Raw genomic sequence first — 14,859 nt, forward strand, 5'->3', positions numbered from 1 at the left:
GGATTAAAACATAGTATTGCGGTTGGCGGACTCCGCGGGAATGCTTTGTACCACATCCCAATGTTCTACAATTTTGCCTTGTTCGACGCGGAAAATATCAACAACGGCCTCACCACGATCTTGTGCATTTTGAGTGGAATGTACATGGAGCACCACCAAATCACCTTCGGCTACGACACGCTTGATGGTGTTTTTTGCATCAGGATGTTCTTTAAAGTACTGGGTGAAGTAGTTTACAAAAGGTGCTTTGCCGTCTGCAACATAGGGATTATGTTGAATGTATTGTATACCAATATAGCGGTCAGAATAGGTTTGAACCTGATGCTTGCTAAAAACGCCTTCATAAAAGTCCACCACAATTTTTTTATTCTGTTCGGTCAGGGCAGAGGTAGAATGGTGACTCGGCGTTGTTGAAACCGATGTGTTGGCGGGATTGTGCTGTTGGCAGGCCACCAGCCCTAAAGAAAATAAGGCAGTCGCTAAAATTAGTCTTTTTTCATCAAGTCAGCTCAAATATTCATGTTATGTAGCATGATTTTGAGCCGAGTCGAAGTAAAGATATAGTAAATTTTAGTCGCAGCTTTAGCGTATTGTTGTAAATTTTATACTTACCAAACAGTAAGTTATATTTACATTTTTACTTTTTTAATGATGCTTTGTCGAGCCACGCCCATAACATTTCACATTGAACGGGTGCTTCACCCGATTCATCCATTACTGTCACAGAAACTAAAGTTTCACCTTTAGCGGTGGTTTGCATCAGCTGCTGTTGTTCTGGTGTTAAGGTGGCTGTCGCTGTCATGGCACCTTTACTCGGACGTTTAAAGTCAACGTGCATGCTTTTAATCAGAACGATGCAATGATCAGGTACATTCATTCCTGTTACAAAACCCGTTGCCGTTTCAGCAATTAAGGCCATGGCACAGGCATGCAGTTGACCAATATGGTTTTGCATGGCACGGTGATTTTCGATTTTGACTACGACTTCGCTGTGACTGACTTGCAAATAACGAATATTGGCACTGCCGACCATGGGAACTATGCGACCAAAAGCTTGACTCCATAATCGCGTACGCAATGCTTTCGGCAAGCGTGACGTGGTTTTTACAAGTTTTGATAAGCGATTGGCCTTTGGCATAGTTACCTCAAATGATCAAACAAGAGTATTAGTCTTTAAAGTTATTGAATTGTAAAGGCAGACCAAATTGTTGTTCTTTTAAAAAGGTCATTACTTGCTGTAATGTATCGCGCTTTTTATCAGTCACACGAATTTTGTCGCCTTGAATTGAAGATTGCACTTTAATGCCGCTTTCTTTAATGGCCTTGTTAATTTTTTTTGCGGTATCTGAGTCAAGTCCGTCTTTTAATTTCACCACTTGAAGTACATTTTTACCTGAAGCAGTCATTTTTTGTGGATCAAGCGCTTGAATATCGACTTTACGCTTAAAGAAATGGTTCTCTAACATGGTATACACTTGTTCACACTGGAAATCACTTTCAGTTGAGATTTTGATTTCTTTGTTTTTTTCATTGAGTTCAATTGAAACGTCCTGACCACGGAAGTCGAAACGAGTTGCGATTTCCTTTTGGGTGTTCTGAACGGCATGATTTACTTCAAAAATTTCTAATTCTGAAACAATATCAAAAGATGGCATGGATTAAACCTTTACAAATGGAAAGAATATCTGAGATGCTAGGGATGTTTTCTTCATTTGCCAAGTGTTGTTTACATCAAAGGAGTGCGCAATGATCCGTAAACAAGAAATTACAACATTTGAGTTCCCAGAGGATGCGATCATCTGGGATGTACGCGATTCAAGTGCTTATGCTGAAGCACACGTGAAAGGGGCGATTAATCAGCCAATCACAGAACTTTCAGCACAAAGCCTTACTCAAGTGTCGACGGATCAACCGATTTACATTTTATGTGGTGGCGGTAGTAAAGCGCCACGTGCTGCAGAGTTACTCGAAGGTTTTGACAGTGCGCGTGAGTATGTGATTTTAATGGGTGGTACCCGTGCTGCTCGTGATGCTGGTTTAACCTTAGAACAAAGTAATTAAGCAGAAGCAAAAAAAGCGCCGTAAGGCGCTTTTTTAATGTCTTGGAAATGTGATTTTTTCTCTATAACGCCATTCGCTGCTCTTGAGTCATAAGCAGAACTAAGACTGCGCTTTAAAATAAGGCTTTTTGGTTTTGAGCTTTTTCTGGAATCGGGTCGGACTAAACTTTTGTAGCAGTGACTCAGGAACGGGGCAGGCTTCTTTCAGTATCTGCGCCACTAAAATTTCACTACATAAAGGTGCAAACAAAAAGCCTTTAGAACCCAAGCCAGCAAAGCTATAAATTTCAGTCTGTTCAGACATTTTTCCAAGGACTGGAAAATAGTCCAAACTTTGCGCGCGAACGGATGCACGGCCTTGCCAAGTCGCCACATCTGGAAGCGATTGTGCATAATGTGGAAAGACACTGTGGATAAGCTGGTAGTTATGCACATGGTCTTCAAGCAAAACATCGCTGTCATCTCGATTTGGATAGAAGGATGCACCTAAGATGAGTTGTTGAGCGTCCAGCTGCATACAATAGCCGCCATAGCTATAAGCTTGATTGAGGGTTAAAGGTTGTGCGGTGTTCTCCACCCAACTGACTTGTCCGCGAATGGGCTTCAGCACAGGGTACTGCTCAAAGAAAGCAGCCGTGTGGCGTGCACAACAGACAATCACGTGATCAAACTGACCTAAAGATTGGGCTTGTTCATTGAAAAGTTCATTGTGCTCTGGATGGATTTGAGTAATGTTGGCTTGTACGAACTGAATCAGCGGATGCGCTAAGATTTGATCTCTGAGTTGATGTGGTGAGACAGCGCCAGCTTCAGTTAGATTCAGACTGGGATATTCAGTGATTAACGCAGAATCAGTAGCGGTTTCGGCTATCAGAAGACCCGTAGGGTATTGTTGTTCGAGATCGAGTAAGTCTTCGGCTTTTTTCAGCGCCAGTTGATGTACTTGAATGGGGCGAAAAGCCTGAAACTTGGGATAGTGCTGTAAAGCATGTTGCCAAGCCAAGGTCATTAAATGTTCATGACTTTGTTCAATCGGACAAAGTTTGGGGTTGAGTAAGGCCAGTGGATTGCCTGAACCTCCTGCAAGTGGCTCAGATTGGTCGTAGAGCGTGACTTCATGCCCGCGCTCAGCAAAGGCCCATGCACTACTTAAACCTGCAATCCCTGCGCCAATGATAGCAATTTGGCGTTGTTTAAAAGCGTGTAGTACTTGATCAGGTTGATTTTGATTCAATACTGATTGGGTATCTACAGCGTCTGATGTGTTTTCAGGCTCAGCAGCTAACCAGATGGCTTTGAGCATTTCGCGTTTATGCTTATAGCCACGCGGACGTGAAATAGAAATACCATGCTGTGTTAAACCACGTTTGAGCACGCCTGCGACACTAAATGAAGAAAATGTAGTTCCAATACCAGATAGGCGAACGATGTGATTCAGTACTTGCTCTTCCCATATGTCTGGGTTACAGGCAGGCGCGAAACCATCGAGGAACCATGCGTTAACGCGACTGGTTTTTGCCATACTGGGGAAAACATCGTGAGCATCGCCTAACCAAAGGTCAAGGCTGAAACGTTCCTCAGGGAAGCTCAGGCGATGACAACCTGCAATCGGGTGCGGGTACTGTGCGATCAGTTGATCGGCGATCGGTTTGAGTTCAGGCCAGACATTGAGTGCACGTATCAGATCAGTTTTAGACAGCGGAAATTTTTCAACTGAAATGGCATGAAGGTGGCTGTGGTTATTTGGGCGAACCTGTTGCCAAAGTTGCCAAAGCGCCAAGATGTTGAGCCCTGTGCCAAAACCTGTTTCACCAACACTAAAATATTCAAAGGGCTGAAGATTGGACAGACGCTCAGATAAATCATTACCATTTAAAAACACATGGCGAGTTTCGAGTAGACCATTGTCCTTGGAAAAATAGACATCGCCAAATTGTTTTGAGACTGGCACATCTATGCCATCAATCTGTTGCCATTCTAAATCGGCAGTTTGAATTGCACGCGACACAACCACAGCACCCTATTGTTTTCAATAGGGCTTAGCTTACCACTGACGACGACGTTTGGTATAAACGTAACTGGCAATTAAGAAGCCCAGTAATACACCAACAGCGATGGTTGCTGCGCCGTAGAGGAACATTTGCGCACTGCGTTCGCTTTGTAAGACTTGAACTTGTACACCGAGGCTATCATTTTTAAGTTGTAGCTCTTGGTTTTGCGCCAAAGCATCGAGATTGGCTTTTTCCAATTGTGCAAGACGTGAAGCTTGGTCTTTGACTAATGCTTTGACCTTGGCATCTTGCAATGCTTTGTTCTTAGCCAGTTGTTCAGCGGTGAGTGGTTTGGCTTCTTGCGGTTGACCTGTTGGGCTAACTGTGGCCACCGCAGGAATGATTTTCGGTTGAGTTGTACTACCTTGCACTTGAACAGGTGCGGCAGTCGTTGCTGGTACAGCAGAGGCTACACTCGGGGCAGGAGCAGTTTCAACGGCCCACGCCATAGAAGAAAGAAGAGATAAGCCCAATAAGCTTGTGACAACAACGCGCATGACCTTATCCTTGAGGGAATGCTTTATTAAATGGTTTAACATCAATCTGACGATAAACCCCTGCTTTTAAGAATGGCTCTTCCTGTAACCAGACATCGAGTGCTTCACGTGATTCAAAGTCAACAATGATTGTACTACCGTAAAAACCTGCTTGCGGATTGCTTGGATCTTTCGGCATCGCTCCTGCAACAATTAAACGACCTTCATCATTGAGCTTTTGTAAACGAGCAAGATGTTCTGGACGTGTAGCAAGACGTTTTTCGACTGTACCTTCTTGATCGGTACATGTGACGACGAATAGCGGCATAAGAGTTCTCGATGTATGTTCTGGCTAAATTACTCTTCAGAAGATTTAAAGTATTTACGCAATACAATAAACTGAATAATGATAAAGGAAAACATCACGATCATGTCACCAAAAGCTGTGAATTCTCCCCAATATTTTCCGTCCATAAATAAAAATGCGAAAAATACGTGTAAAAAAGACATGAGGGCAAACATAGCAGCCCATGCAAAGTTTAAATTTATCCAACCTGCGTCGGTTAAATTGAAGATTGGGCCGAACAAGCGTTTGATCAGCGGTTTACGTTCTTTGCCAAAATAAGGAGAAAGTAAGAAAGCACCTGAGAAAATAATGTTCAGTAAGGCTGCTTTGAGTTTGATGTAAAAGTCATCCGACAGCATTAAGGTGACACCGCCGAAAATAACCGTCATAAACAACACAATCCATTGTTGTTTGTCTAAACGGAACTTTTGCATGAAGAACAGTGCGCCGTAAACCACCAGCATCGAAATAATCAAACCTGTGGTCGCTACAAGAATATTATTATTATCGACACCCCCAGCAGAACCAATCAATTGGAGCAATGGGTGATCAGTATTTTTAGGGTCTACAGTTTTATATAAATAAAAGAAAATTATCAGCGGCACAAAGTCTAAAAGTGCTTTCATGTTAGAGTATCTAAATCTGTTCAAATAAATAGCTAGTATAAGTGATGGAAGGCGTAGATTTACATACTCACAGCAATATTTCTGATGGTACTTTCACACCGAAGCAATTGGTTGATGCTGCCGCGGAAAAAGGCATCCACACCTTGGCTTTGACAGACCATGACACCATGGATGGTCTTGCGCTGGCAGAGTTGGCTGCAAAGTCGCATGCGATGCGTATTATTTCGGGTGTAGAAATTTCGAGCCAGTGGTCGAGACCCTCAACCCAGAAAAACTATGGTGTGCATGTGGTTGCATTGAATATGCAAGACTTAGAACCACTGCAAAAATGCCTTGAACAGCAAAAACAAATCCGTGCGCGACGTGCTAAGCAAATCTGTGATTTGTTGATTCCATTGATTGGTGAAGATATTTATCTCGATGTTTTAGCGAAAGTTGAACAGATGCCTGACCGTGTGACTCGAACGCATATTGCCAAGACTTTGGTTGAAAAAAAGTATGTGAGTCGTGCGCAACAAGCGTTTGATAAATATATTAAGGAAGGTAAGAAAGCCTACGTGAAATTTGATGGGCTGGGCTTAGAAGAAACCATTCAAGTGATTCATGCCAGTGGTGGTTTTGCCGTATTGGCGCATCCGACACGGTATGACTTATCTGCTACGAACATTCGTTATCTGATTGAAATATTTGCGCAGTTTGGTGGGGATGCGGTTGAATTGCCGCCCAATGTTGAACCAACATCTACCCGTCAAATGGTGGACCGGATGATTGCCGAGCATGGTTTAAAAGTATCGGTCGGGAGTGACTTTCATGGTGACAATATGCCGTGGATTAAGTTGGGCAATATTCCCAGAGTTAAAGACGGGCAAGTGGGAATTTGGGAAAGTTTTGTCTAAAGATTTTTGACCATTCCCACCTTCTCCAAGAGCTATCTAGCCTAAGAGAAGGTCAGCGTGAGTTCGATTAGAGTAGATTATTGTCTTGTGCTTGAATGGGTGGTGGGGTCGGTTTACCTAAAGTCCCAAGCAGTTCAATTTCGATGGTACGCACCATCGAGTCCAGCGGCAAGTCATTACTTTGCGTTCCGAAAGGCTCTTCAATTTCCGAACTCAAAGCATCGAGTCCTAAGAAAGTATAGGCCAATACACCAACCAATAGTGGGGTGAAAATACCCAAGGTTGAACCCAAGCTAAACGGTAAAATGAGACAGAAAAAATACACTGTACGATTGAGTAATACCGAGTAGGCAAAAGGTAGTGGTGTTGTCGCAATACGGTCACAACCGGTTTGCACTACACTCAAGTCAGCAACGTGCTGATTCAGCTGCGCATAGACAATATCACTAACCTGAGTTCGATATAAAAAAAGAGTAGAAAAAAAGCCCTGTTTTTGTAACATATTGGTTCTCAAGACAAAATGTTATAAAACAAGGCTTCTCAATGGATCATATTACCGAATTATTTTGTATTTTGGATGATTTCTGCAAAAAATTTAATGAATCTTTAGAGAAAGCTTTAATTTCTAATCAAAAAACCAGGTTGAAAAAGTCAGCTTTAAGCTTGTCTGAAGCAATGACCATTGTCATTTTATTTCATCAATCCGGTTTTAGATTCTTCAAATATTTTTATTGCCAAATGATCGTTCCATTCTGGAAATCTGCTTTTCCTAAACTGCTTAGCTACAACCGATTTATTGAAATCATGCCCCGTTGTTTGCAAGCTCTGAGTAGTTTCTTCCATCAGGTGAAAGGAAAAGATACGGGAATCAGTATCATTGACTCCACTAAATTGGTAGTTTGCCATAATCTTCGGATTAAAAGGCATCGTGTATTTAAAGGCTTGGCCGGTCGTGGAAAAAGTAGTACGGGTTGGTTTTATGGTTTTAAATTACATCTCGTTATCAATAATTTAGGTGAAATTATTAATCTCAAGCTGACATCGGGAAATGTTCATGATGTTGCTATATTAGAATCTTTAACTCAAGAATTAAAAGGGATCCTACTCGGAGACAAAGGCTATTTGAGCAAAGCAAAAGCCGAAGCTTTAGCAGCAAGAGGACTGAAAATATTGACCCCATCACGTCGGAATATGAAAAATAAACCCATCCAAACTGAAGAAGAAAAACAATTACTTTGCAGAAGAGGATTGATCGAAACAGTGAATGATCAATTAAAAAATTTACATCAACTTGAACATTCACGTCATCGTTCGGTAAATAACTTCATGGTGAATATCATGGCTGCTGTAGTGGCTTATTGTTTGAACCCCAATAAGCCAACTTTCCAAAATATGCTAAAAGGTTAAGTGGATTTCATCGAACTCAGGTTCACTAATTTCACCTTCTTTTAATGCCTGCATCAACTCCCACTGAATCAGACTGAGCGTATACTGCGGGGCATTGGCTTGTTGATACAGCTGAGTCAGTGCATTTTGACTTAAGCCACTGGTTTCTACCAGTTCTGTTGGATTGGCCGTTTGATGGCGTAAACGGTCGCGTAAGACATTGGCAAATACAATGACATGTTGAATTACACGTTCACGACGACCTTGGGTTAAGATACGACAGTCACGGTCAAAGTGACGCGAGTTGGCAATTAAAATGCCCCATAACTTCCGCGCTTCCCACCAACGGTCATAGCAGGCACTATTTTTAAAGCCGAGGAAAATAGAAAGTACCACCCCAATGAGGGTGAAGCCGACCAAGGGCAGTTCAGGGAAGTGGAAATAGCCGACATAGGACAAAATGCCAATAATGGCAGAGACCAACATGACCACACCCAAAGGGGGTAAAACTTTGGGAAGAATGGTGCCACGCCATGAAAAAAGCACCTTAAAAATACTGGGCTGATCACGCACAATCATGTGATTAGAATTCTTTTAAAATTTTGCTTGATCTTCATATTTGTCGCGGTATTTGTCAATCATTTGTCTGCATATTTAAACGGATTGGATCAGGCCGTGTTCAGCAAAAGAAAAAGCACCTTCGGGCGATAAGATGAAATGATCAATCAGTTGAATATCCACGAGCTGACTGGCTTGAAGAATACGCTCTGTCAGTTCGATGTCCGCCGCGGAGGGATGAGCTTTCCCAAGTGGATGGTTATGGGCAATCACCATGAAAGTGGCGTGTTGAGCAATACAGTAACGGAGCAATAGATTGATCGATATTTCACAAGAATTGACTGCACCAAAGAACAATTTTTTAAAGTTTATTTTTCTTAAATGTGCATCCAAGCAAAGCACTGCAAAGACCTCTTGGTTTTCGCCTGAAAACTCATACTGTAAAAAATTGAGCAGTTGAGCTGAATGATTGAGCTCCAACTTGTGTTGCTTGAGCTGCTGGCTACTGTAGCGTCGCCCCAGTTCTTTGACGGCCATTAATTGTGAATACTTGGTCGGGCCAATGCCGTGAAATTGGCTGAGCTCGGGCAGTTCAGCGTCGAAAACCGCATTCAGACTACCAAAATGTTGCAACAAAAGACGTGCCAATTCGACCGCAGAATGTTGCGTTGAACCCGAACGGATGAAAATGGCCAACAGTTCTGCATCGGAGAGGCTGGCTGGCCCTTGTTGTAATAAGCGTTCACGTGGCCGTTCTTGTTCAGGCCATTTTTTTATGGATAAGTGCATTATTTTATACTTTTTTCTTTGTACACGAAAAAAAATATAACTCATTAAAATAATGGCATAATACTTGTTTTCTGACGACGAATATGATGGCACATTTCAATGAGCTATATCTCATCTTAAACAAATATCTAAAGTGGAACAAGTCACATGTAAAATGTTTTACACTGATTATGCTTGCATTAATTGTAAAACAGACATGTAATCTTTCTTCTGCATCTAAAGCCTTACCCATCAAGTGCTTACCACAATCATTTTATCGACGTATACAACGCTTCTTTGCAGGTCAGTATTTCGATTATCGTCAAATTTCTCAGTTAATTTTCAATATATTTTCATTCGATAAAGTCCAATTAACTTTGGATAGAACTAATTGGAAATGGGGAAAACGAGATATCAATATCTTGATGTTAGCCATCGTCTATCGTGGAATAGCCATACCTATTGTTTGGACATTGCTCAATAAACGTGGAAATTCAGATACAAAAGAGCGTATTGCTTTGATTCAACGCTTTATCTCTATTTTTGGTAAAGACCGTATTGTGAATGTGTTCGCAGACAGAGAATTTATCGGTGAGAAATGGTTTACATGGTTAATTGAAAATGACATTAACTTCTGTATACGTGTTAAAAAAACTTTATTGTGACCAATCACTTAGCCAAGAATCATAAAATTAGTGATTTATTTCGTCATCTTCAAGTTGGTCAAACTGAATGTCGTAAACGACGTATTTGGGTTGGTCGAGTGAAACTGTATATTAGTGCGCTACGATTAGAAGATGGAGAACTTTTACTTGTTGTTTCTCCTATGTTTAATGCTTCTGCTATTCGTGATTATGCATTACGCTGGGAAATCGAAACGTTATTTAGTTGTCTCAAAGGACGTGGATTCAATCTTGAAAATACTCGTTTAACAGACCCTAGACGAGTCAAGAAATTGATAGCAGTGCTAGCTATCGGTTTCTGTTGGTGCTATTTAACAGGTGAATGGCAACATGATCGAAAAAAAGCAATAAAAATAAAGAAGCATGGACGACTTTCAGTAAGTTTATTTCGCTACGGTTTGGACTATGTTCAAATGGCTATTCTACGTTTGATTGGTTTTGGAAAAAAAGAGGAATTTAAGAAAGTGCTCGAAATTTTAAGAAAGAAAAAGCCTGATAGGACAAGGGCTATATGAAATTTGTCGTGTACAGAGTACTTTTTTATTCTTAATTTGAGAAACAGGGCTCAATCGATGATTGGGTACGGGACTATTTAATGCTATTGTGAGCGCCACTGCAACAGAAAGGTAGCCTGTTCGTGAGCTTTGATCTCAGTGTAATTCCAAATAAAAATATCCTTTTAGCTGTTACGGGTGGTATTGCTGCCTATAAAAGTGCCATTTTGGTTCGCCGTTTAAAAGATGCGGGTTTTCAAGTCCGTGTGGTGATGACCGAAGGTGCACAGGCTTTTATTACGCCGCTAACTTTTCAAGCTTTGTCGGGCAACCCCGTCCATACAGAACTTCTCGACCCTGAAGCTGAAGCGGGCATGGGCCATATTGAGCTGGCACGTTGGGCAGACTTACTCTTGGTTGCGCCTGCCAGTTGCAACACCATTGCAAAGTTTGCTGTGGGTTTAGCCGATGATCTGCTTTCTACTTTATATTTAGCCACCAAAGCCCCTGTATGGGTCGCACCAGCCATGAACCAACAAATGTGGGCAGCAAAAGCAACGCAGCGTAATTTAGCGACTTTGGTGGAAGATGGCGTGCATGTGATCATGCCAGATGCGGGTGCGCAAGCTTGTGGTGATGTCGGTTTAGGTCGTATGCCTGAGCCTGAGGATTTGGCACATCAAGTGACAGAATACTTCCATAAAGCGCAGCGTGCCATGGCTGAAAAATTTGGGATGTTGGCGGGTAAAAAAGTCACCATTACTGCTGGGCCAACGCGTGAAGCGATTGATCCTGTGCGTTATATTTCCAACCACAGTACCGGAAAAATGGGTTTTGCCATTGCTGCTGCATGTTATGCGGCAGGAGCCAAAGTGACTTTAATTGCAGGTCCTGTCAGCTTAGACACACCGAACGGTGTACGCCGAATCAATGTTTCATCTGCCATGAAAATGCTGGATACCAGCATGCAAATGTTAGATGAAGGCTGTGATGTGTTTATCGCGACAGCCGCTGTTGCTGATTATCGTGTCGCAGAAGTTGCAGAGCATAAGATTAAGAAAGCAGGGGACGAGCTCAATGTTTCCTTAATCAAAAACCCTGATATTGTGGCGACCATTGCACAGCAAGATAAACGCCCATTCATGGTGGGTTTTGCAGCAGAAACACGCAATGTCGAGGAATATGCCGCAGGTAAATTGGTGGCGAAAAAGCTCGATATGATTGCCTGTAATGATGTGTCACGTCCTGATATTGGTTTTGCTTCTGATGAAAATGCGATGACGGTCTTTTTTGCAGAAAGCTATAAAATGGAAAAGCGCGATTTGGAAAAAGCGTCGAAACAAGAAATTGCTTTGCAGTTGGTTGAAGCGATTCATGATGCTTTACATCGAGACCTTGAAAGTGATGATGATTTTTAATTTACATCGGTCTTAATTTTTGCGATATTCAATGCAGCCTTAGGCTGCATTTTTTTGCAAACTCATAGGAATAAGAATGAAAACATTATTAAAGGTTGTGCTGTTGAGCAGTGGTTTATGTTTGGCAGGACTTGCACAAGCGTCGGAAGTGCTAGAAGGTGCGATGAAATCTTTGGCGAAAAACTCAAAAGCTTTTACTCAAGCCAAGACTGCCACAGAGGCGAATACCGCATTAACTGAAATGCAAAAAGCCGCGGCAACTGCCAAGCAAAACAAGCCTGACAGTTTGGTGAAACAACCCAAAGACAGTGTTAAAGTGAAACAATATGAACAAAAGTTTGATGCATTAACCCAAGAAATTGAACATGCTCAACATTTGGTACAAGCAGGGAAACTTGCGGAAGCTAAACAAAGTTCAGCCAAGTTTGAGGCCATTAAGCAGCAAGGCCATAAAGCATTTAAATAATTCAGTACATTGACATCCTCCGCGACCTAAAGGCATAGGTATCTACACATCTTGATGTACCTAATGCAATTGTTGCGATTTCATTCAGTTCATCTATTGAATATTCTGAGAGCAGTTGAAGAGTGTTCAGTAAAATCGAAAGTCCTGCCAATATTGCAGGTGCACTTTCCAACTTACCTCTCTTCTGCTGTCGGCCTGAAAGACGGGCCAGAAATATACGAATTTTCTGATTTTGTTCATCTTCAGAACGCTGTATTCGCCAAGTCAGTACACACACCATACTGCTGATCAGGAGCCGTCTTAAAATCGCTGCAGGTGTGGTCTGAAGCCATGATTCAACGTCATGGCCTGCCTGCTTCAGAAGCTTGAAATAGCACTCAATTGTCCAGCGCCAGTAATACCAGGTGGTTAATTCTACCGCATCAATCTCTGAAGAAACATTGCTGATCAGCGACCATCTCGCGACTGTTTTACCTTGAGCATCTTTCACCACAGCAACAATTAATCTGGCTGTAACTGCCTTGCCTGGCTGGGGAGCAACCCGTTGGCCTAAATCATCTTTTCTCTTCGGTTTTGCTGCACGCGTTATCCGAATATCGGTTTCTCCAACATGCAGCATATGCCTGTTTCCTTTATAAGCAATCGGCTTAACTTGCTGAGTTACTACTTTTTCTGCGACTTCTGCAACTTTGTAGGTTTCCCCTTGATGCTCAATCCGATGGCTTTCTTTGGCCCGAATCAACCATTTGAAACCATGGCTGCTGATTTCCCTCAAGTGGGCAATCGAGTCTCCTTCACGGTCAATGATATGGACTTTTGTTTTCTCAATCGGATACTGTTCAATCGTTTTGATTTGTTCTGCGAGTGAGTCCAAATGGGACTTGCGCTCGCTGTATTGTTCACTGAATGTGGAATAACAGCCGGATGCATCTGTTAGCGTCTGAGCTAATGGCGCAATTGGGAGCCCTGATGACGCATCGACAAGTAAACTGCTTTGCAATTCATAGCCTGAATTCGCCTCTGTTCTTTGAAGACGCCGAACCTTATGACTGTGCTTCACATACTGCAGTTGAGACCAGTCATGAACGATTAATGCATACTGATGCGGTGATGTCTTGATCTGTTCGCATGCAAGAAGCTTAATCGGCTGGTTTAATTGACTAAAAGAGATTTTATTATTATTCAGGAATCGCCAAACAGCCTGTGTAGTTGAGAAACTCGACTTTTGGGTAGAGGCCAGGTCTTTGATTGCGGGAGCAAGTGAAGCAAGAGGATTCATATTGAGTTTTACAAGGCTGTTATAACGTTTGACAAGACGCTGATCCAGACCAGAGATGTTAAATTGAAGAGCATGCTCTTCAATTTAACGCAAAGCTCGGAAATTGTGTAGATACCTATGACCTAAAGGCCGGGGATTCCTACTGCTAGACGCTCATGTCCGAGCGCAAGAATATTCAGTGCGGAATTTATATCCCTATCATGGAATGTACCGCATTCCATGCACTGCCATTCTCTTATTCCAAGTCCCGTTCTACCTTTCGGACTACTACAGCGGGAGCCACAGCTCGAACAAGTTTGGGTGGTATAGGCTTCATTGACTTCTTTATACCATACACTTGCGTTCTCGCATTTATACTTGAGCATGGTTCTAAGTGTTGTCCAACTTGCATCTAATACAGACTTCGCTAGTTTAGTCCGTGCTAATGCCTTTGCATTCACATTACCAACGAAGATGGCTGCATGTTTATTCACCAATTTATGACTGAATTGATGTGTAAGCGTCCGCTGAACACATCTTATGAATTCGTCCTATAAGCCTTAATTTAGTCCTCACTTAAAAACAAGTGGGAACTTAAATTTATGACTACAAATAATCAGACATCCATCGCATCTCTTACGATAATACGAAGAACATATAGTGCTGAATTTAAACAGCAGATCGTTCAGGCGTGTAAAGCATCGGAGGTTTCAATTGCTTCGGTCGCTTTGCAACATGGATTGAATACAAATCTTGTATCCAAATGGATTCGCTTAATTGATGCTAAGCCAGGGAATGATCGCTCACCCCTACCGAATAAACCTGCATTTATTGCCTTATCTTGCTCCGCACCATTAGATCCTATTTCTACTGGCATGTTAACGGTTCAAATTACTTTACCCCACTCAAAAGCAGAAATTGGCTTGAAATGGCAAGTATCAGAAATATCTGCTTTAGCAGAATTACTCAAGGCACTTACAACATGATCCGTATCGATGAAATCTGGTTGTCTACTCAGCCCATGGACATGCGTGCAGGTATGGATACGGCCATGGCTCAGGTGGTGAGAGCCTTTGGCTACATTAAACCGCATTGTGCTTACCTGTTCTGTAATAAACGTGGCCATCGCATGAAAGTGCTGGTACATGATGGACTGGGGATCTGGCTGTGTTCTCGGCGGTTGGAACAGGGCAAATTTCACTGGGCTAAAGTTCATCAGGGTGAAACCCTGGCACTCAGTCCAGAACAGTTACAGGCACTGATCCAGGGTTTGCCTTGGCAGCGCATTGGACGACAGCAATTGGTCACAATGCTCTAAACTAGCTTGGTCCATTCTGCTATTCTCCAAACGTTCTATTTCATTCTTCTCATGA

Annotated in this window: 17 protein-coding genes and 3 pseudogenes; 8 read left to right on the plus strand and 12 right to left on the minus strand. The window is 42.3% G+C overall.

All coding sequences use genetic code 11. The features are described from left to right. Nucleotides 1–3: 3 nt before the first annotated feature. The 3 genes from AC4CU3_RS11430 to AC4CU3_RS11440 form a co-directional block, all read right to left on the minus strand. Nucleotides 4–453 carry an ester cyclase gene (locus AC4CU3_RS11430; RefSeq protein ID WP_279045054.1) on the minus strand — a complete coding sequence of 150 codons (450 nt, stop codon included), beginning with the start codon at nt 451–453 and terminating at the stop codon, nt 4–6. A 184-nt stretch (nt 454–637) separates the two neighbouring features. Then, the gene (locus AC4CU3_RS11435) at nt 638–1,138 is read right to left on the minus strand and encodes a DUF4442 domain-containing protein (protein WP_010327555.1); all 501 of its coding nucleotides are present in this window, start codon (nt 1,136–1,138) and stop codon (nt 638–640) included. Nucleotides 1,139–1,166: 28 nt separating this feature from the next. Next, entirely contained in the window at nt 1,167–1,655 is a 489-nt protein-coding gene (locus AC4CU3_RS11440) for a YajQ family cyclic di-GMP-binding protein (protein ID WP_004697619.1), read from the minus strand. A gap of 91 nt (nt 1,656–1,746) precedes the next feature. On the opposite strand from AC4CU3_RS11440, the gene AC4CU3_RS11445 reads away from it, so the two are divergent. Further along, complete coding sequence (locus AC4CU3_RS11445; protein ID WP_279045055.1) at nt 1,747–2,061, plus strand: rhodanese-like domain-containing protein; 315 nt, start codon at nt 1,747–1,749, stop codon at nt 2,059–2,061. Between the two features lie 99 nt (nt 2,062–2,160). Here the strand turns inward: AC4CU3_RS11445 and mnmC are convergent, their stop codons facing one another. Genes mnmC through AC4CU3_RS11465 form a run of 4 tightly spaced genes read right to left on the minus strand, consistent with a single transcriptional unit; the run spans nt 2,161 to nt 5,559 of the window. After that, the gene (mnmC, locus tag AC4CU3_RS11450) at nt 2,161–4,074 is read right to left on the minus strand and encodes a bifunctional tRNA (5-methylaminomethyl-2-thiouridine)(34)-methyltransferase MnmC2/FAD-dependent 5-carboxymethylaminomethyl-2-thiouridine(34) oxidoreductase MnmC1 (RefSeq protein ID WP_490738210.1); all 1,914 of its coding nucleotides are present in this window, start codon (nt 4,072–4,074) and stop codon (nt 2,161–2,163) included. A gap of 30 nt (nt 4,075–4,104) precedes the next feature. Continuing rightward, the gene (locus AC4CU3_RS11455) at nt 4,105–4,608 is read right to left on the minus strand and encodes an SH3 domain-containing protein (RefSeq protein WP_148825464.1); all 504 of its coding nucleotides are present in this window, start codon (nt 4,606–4,608) and stop codon (nt 4,105–4,107) included. Between the two features lie 4 nt (nt 4,609–4,612). After that, nucleotides 4,613–4,915 (minus strand): YciI family protein, encoded by a 303-nt coding sequence (locus tag AC4CU3_RS11460; protein ID WP_094148281.1) that lies wholly within the window; start codon nt 4,913–4,915, stop codon nt 4,613–4,615. A 29-nt stretch (nt 4,916–4,944) separates the two neighbouring features. Next, nucleotides 4,945–5,559 carry a septation protein IspZ gene (locus AC4CU3_RS11465; protein ID WP_058870322.1) on the minus strand — a complete coding sequence of 205 codons (615 nt, stop codon included), beginning with the start codon at nt 5,557–5,559 and terminating at the stop codon, nt 4,945–4,947. Nucleotides 5,560–5,603: 44 nt separating this feature from the next. Between AC4CU3_RS11465 and AC4CU3_RS11470 the strand changes: the two genes are divergently transcribed. After that, nucleotides 5,604–6,455, plus strand: coding sequence for a PHP domain-containing protein (locus AC4CU3_RS11470; protein WP_114837575.1), 852 nt, complete (start codon nt 5,604–5,606; stop codon nt 6,453–6,455). Between the two features lie 67 nt (nt 6,456–6,522). On the opposite strand, the pseudogene AC4CU3_RS11475 reads toward AC4CU3_RS11470, so the two are convergent. After that, nucleotides 6,523–6,909 (minus strand): annotated as a pseudogene (locus AC4CU3_RS11475) (bestrophin family protein); the annotation flags it as partial. Nucleotides 6,910–6,998: 89 nt separating this feature from the next. Between AC4CU3_RS11475 and AC4CU3_RS11480 the strand changes: the two are divergent. Beyond that, nucleotides 6,999–7,862: an IS982 family transposase gene (locus AC4CU3_RS11480; protein ID WP_004679438.1), complete on the plus strand. Its 864-nt coding sequence runs from the start codon at nt 6,999–7,001 to the stop codon at nt 7,860–7,862. Here the strand turns inward: AC4CU3_RS11480 and AC4CU3_RS11485 are convergent. Beyond that, a pseudogene (locus AC4CU3_RS11485) lies at nt 7,863–8,420 on the minus strand (bestrophin family protein); the annotation flags it as partial. A 75-nt stretch (nt 8,421–8,495) separates the two neighbouring features. Next, the gene (gene radC, locus AC4CU3_RS11490; protein WP_279045057.1) at nt 8,496–9,188 is read right to left on the minus strand and encodes a RadC family protein; all 693 of its coding nucleotides are present in this window, start codon (nt 9,186–9,188) and stop codon (nt 8,496–8,498) included. Nucleotides 9,189–9,274: 86 nt separating this feature from the next. On the opposite strand from radC, the gene AC4CU3_RS11495 reads away from it, so the two are divergent. From AC4CU3_RS11495 to AC4CU3_RS11505, 3 genes are all read left to right on the plus strand, one after another. Further along, a protein-coding gene (locus AC4CU3_RS11495) for an IS4-like element ISAba33 family transposase (RefSeq protein ID WP_490738468.1) occupies nt 9,275–10,365 on the plus strand; the annotation gives its coding sequence in 2 pieces (ribosomal slippage) (nt 9,275–9,815 and nt 9,815–10,365; 1,092 coding nt in all). 122 nt (nt 10,366–10,487) lie between these two features. Then, nucleotides 10,488–11,762, plus strand: a complete 1,275-nt coding sequence (gene coaBC / locus AC4CU3_RS11500; RefSeq protein WP_178929040.1) for a bifunctional phosphopantothenoylcysteine decarboxylase/phosphopantothenate--cysteine ligase CoaBC — start codon at nt 10,488–10,490, stop codon at nt 11,760–11,762. A gap of 76 nt (nt 11,763–11,838) precedes the next feature. Next, entirely contained in the window at nt 11,839–12,228 is a 390-nt protein-coding gene (locus AC4CU3_RS11505) for a cytochrome b562 (RefSeq protein WP_178929041.1), read from the plus strand. 1 nt (nt 12,229) lies between these two features. On the opposite strand, the gene AC4CU3_RS11510 is transcribed toward AC4CU3_RS11505, so the two are convergent. Then, nucleotides 12,230–13,507 carry a transposase gene (locus AC4CU3_RS11510; protein WP_490738212.1) on the minus strand — a complete coding sequence of 426 codons (1,278 nt, stop codon included), beginning with the start codon at nt 13,505–13,507 and terminating at the stop codon, nt 12,230–12,232. Nucleotides 13,508–13,629: 122 nt separating this feature from the next. After that, a pseudogene (locus AC4CU3_RS11515) lies at nt 13,630–14,004 on the minus strand (RNA-guided endonuclease InsQ/TnpB family protein); the annotation flags it as partial. Nucleotides 14,005–14,088: 84 nt separating this feature from the next. On the opposite strand from AC4CU3_RS11515, the gene AC4CU3_RS11520 reads away from it, so the two are divergent. Both AC4CU3_RS11520 and tnpB read left to right on the plus strand, forming a co-directional pair. Further along, on the plus strand, nt 14,089–14,472 hold the full coding sequence (locus AC4CU3_RS11520) for a transposase (RefSeq protein ID WP_058951668.1): 384 nt from the start codon (nt 14,089–14,091) through the stop codon (nt 14,470–14,472). Beyond that, entirely contained in the window at nt 14,469–14,804 is a 336-nt protein-coding gene (gene tnpB / locus AC4CU3_RS11525; protein WP_205667427.1) for an IS66 family insertion sequence element accessory protein TnpB, read from the plus strand. The genes AC4CU3_RS11520 and tnpB overlap by 4 nt, the downstream gene beginning before the upstream one ends. The last annotated feature ends 55 nt before the right edge of the window (nt 14,805–14,859 follow it).

This window comes from Acinetobacter sp. 802_lipA (assembly GCF_058242885.1).

Coding starts and splice junctions, on each gene's coding strand:
- AC4CU3_RS11435 (WP_010327555.1), bottom strand. CDS start 1,138: ATGCCAAAGGCCAATCGCTTATCAAAACTTGTAAAAACCACGTCACGC.
- AC4CU3_RS11440 (WP_004697619.1), bottom strand. CDS start 1,655: ATGCCATCTTTTGATATTGTTTCAGAATTAGAAATTTTTGAAGTAAAT.
- AC4CU3_RS11445 (WP_279045055.1), top strand. CDS start 1,747: ATGATCCGTAAACAAGAAATTACAACATTTGAGTTCCCAGAGGATGCG.
- AC4CU3_RS11455 (WP_148825464.1), bottom strand. CDS start 4,608: ATGCGCGTTGTTGTCACAAGCTTATTGGGCTTATCTCTTCTTTCTTCT.
- AC4CU3_RS11460 (WP_094148281.1), bottom strand. CDS start 4,915: ATGCCGCTATTCGTCGTCACATGTACCGATCAAGAAGGTACAGTCGAA.
- AC4CU3_RS11465 (WP_058870322.1), bottom strand. CDS start 5,559: ATGAAAGCACTTTTAGACTTTGTGCCGCTGATAATTTTCTTTTATTTA.
- AC4CU3_RS11470 (WP_114837575.1), top strand. CDS start 5,604: ATGGAAGGCGTAGATTTACATACTCACAGCAATATTTCTGATGGTACT.
- AC4CU3_RS11480 (WP_004679438.1), top strand. CDS start 6,999: ATGGATCATATTACCGAATTATTTTGTATTTTGGATGATTTCTGCAAA.
- radC (WP_279045057.1), bottom strand. CDS start 9,188: ATGCACTTATCCATAAAAAAATGGCCTGAACAAGAACGGCCACGTGAA.
- AC4CU3_RS11505 (WP_178929041.1), top strand. CDS start 11,839: ATGAAAACATTATTAAAGGTTGTGCTGTTGAGCAGTGGTTTATGTTTG.
- AC4CU3_RS11510 (WP_490738212.1), bottom strand. CDS start 13,507: ATGAATCCTCTTGCTTCACTTGCTCCCGCAATCAAAGACCTGGCCTCT.
- AC4CU3_RS11520 (WP_058951668.1), top strand. CDS start 14,089: ATGACTACAAATAATCAGACATCCATCGCATCTCTTACGATAATACGA.
- tnpB (WP_205667427.1), top strand. CDS start 14,469: ATGATCCGTATCGATGAAATCTGGTTGTCTACTCAGCCCATGGACATG.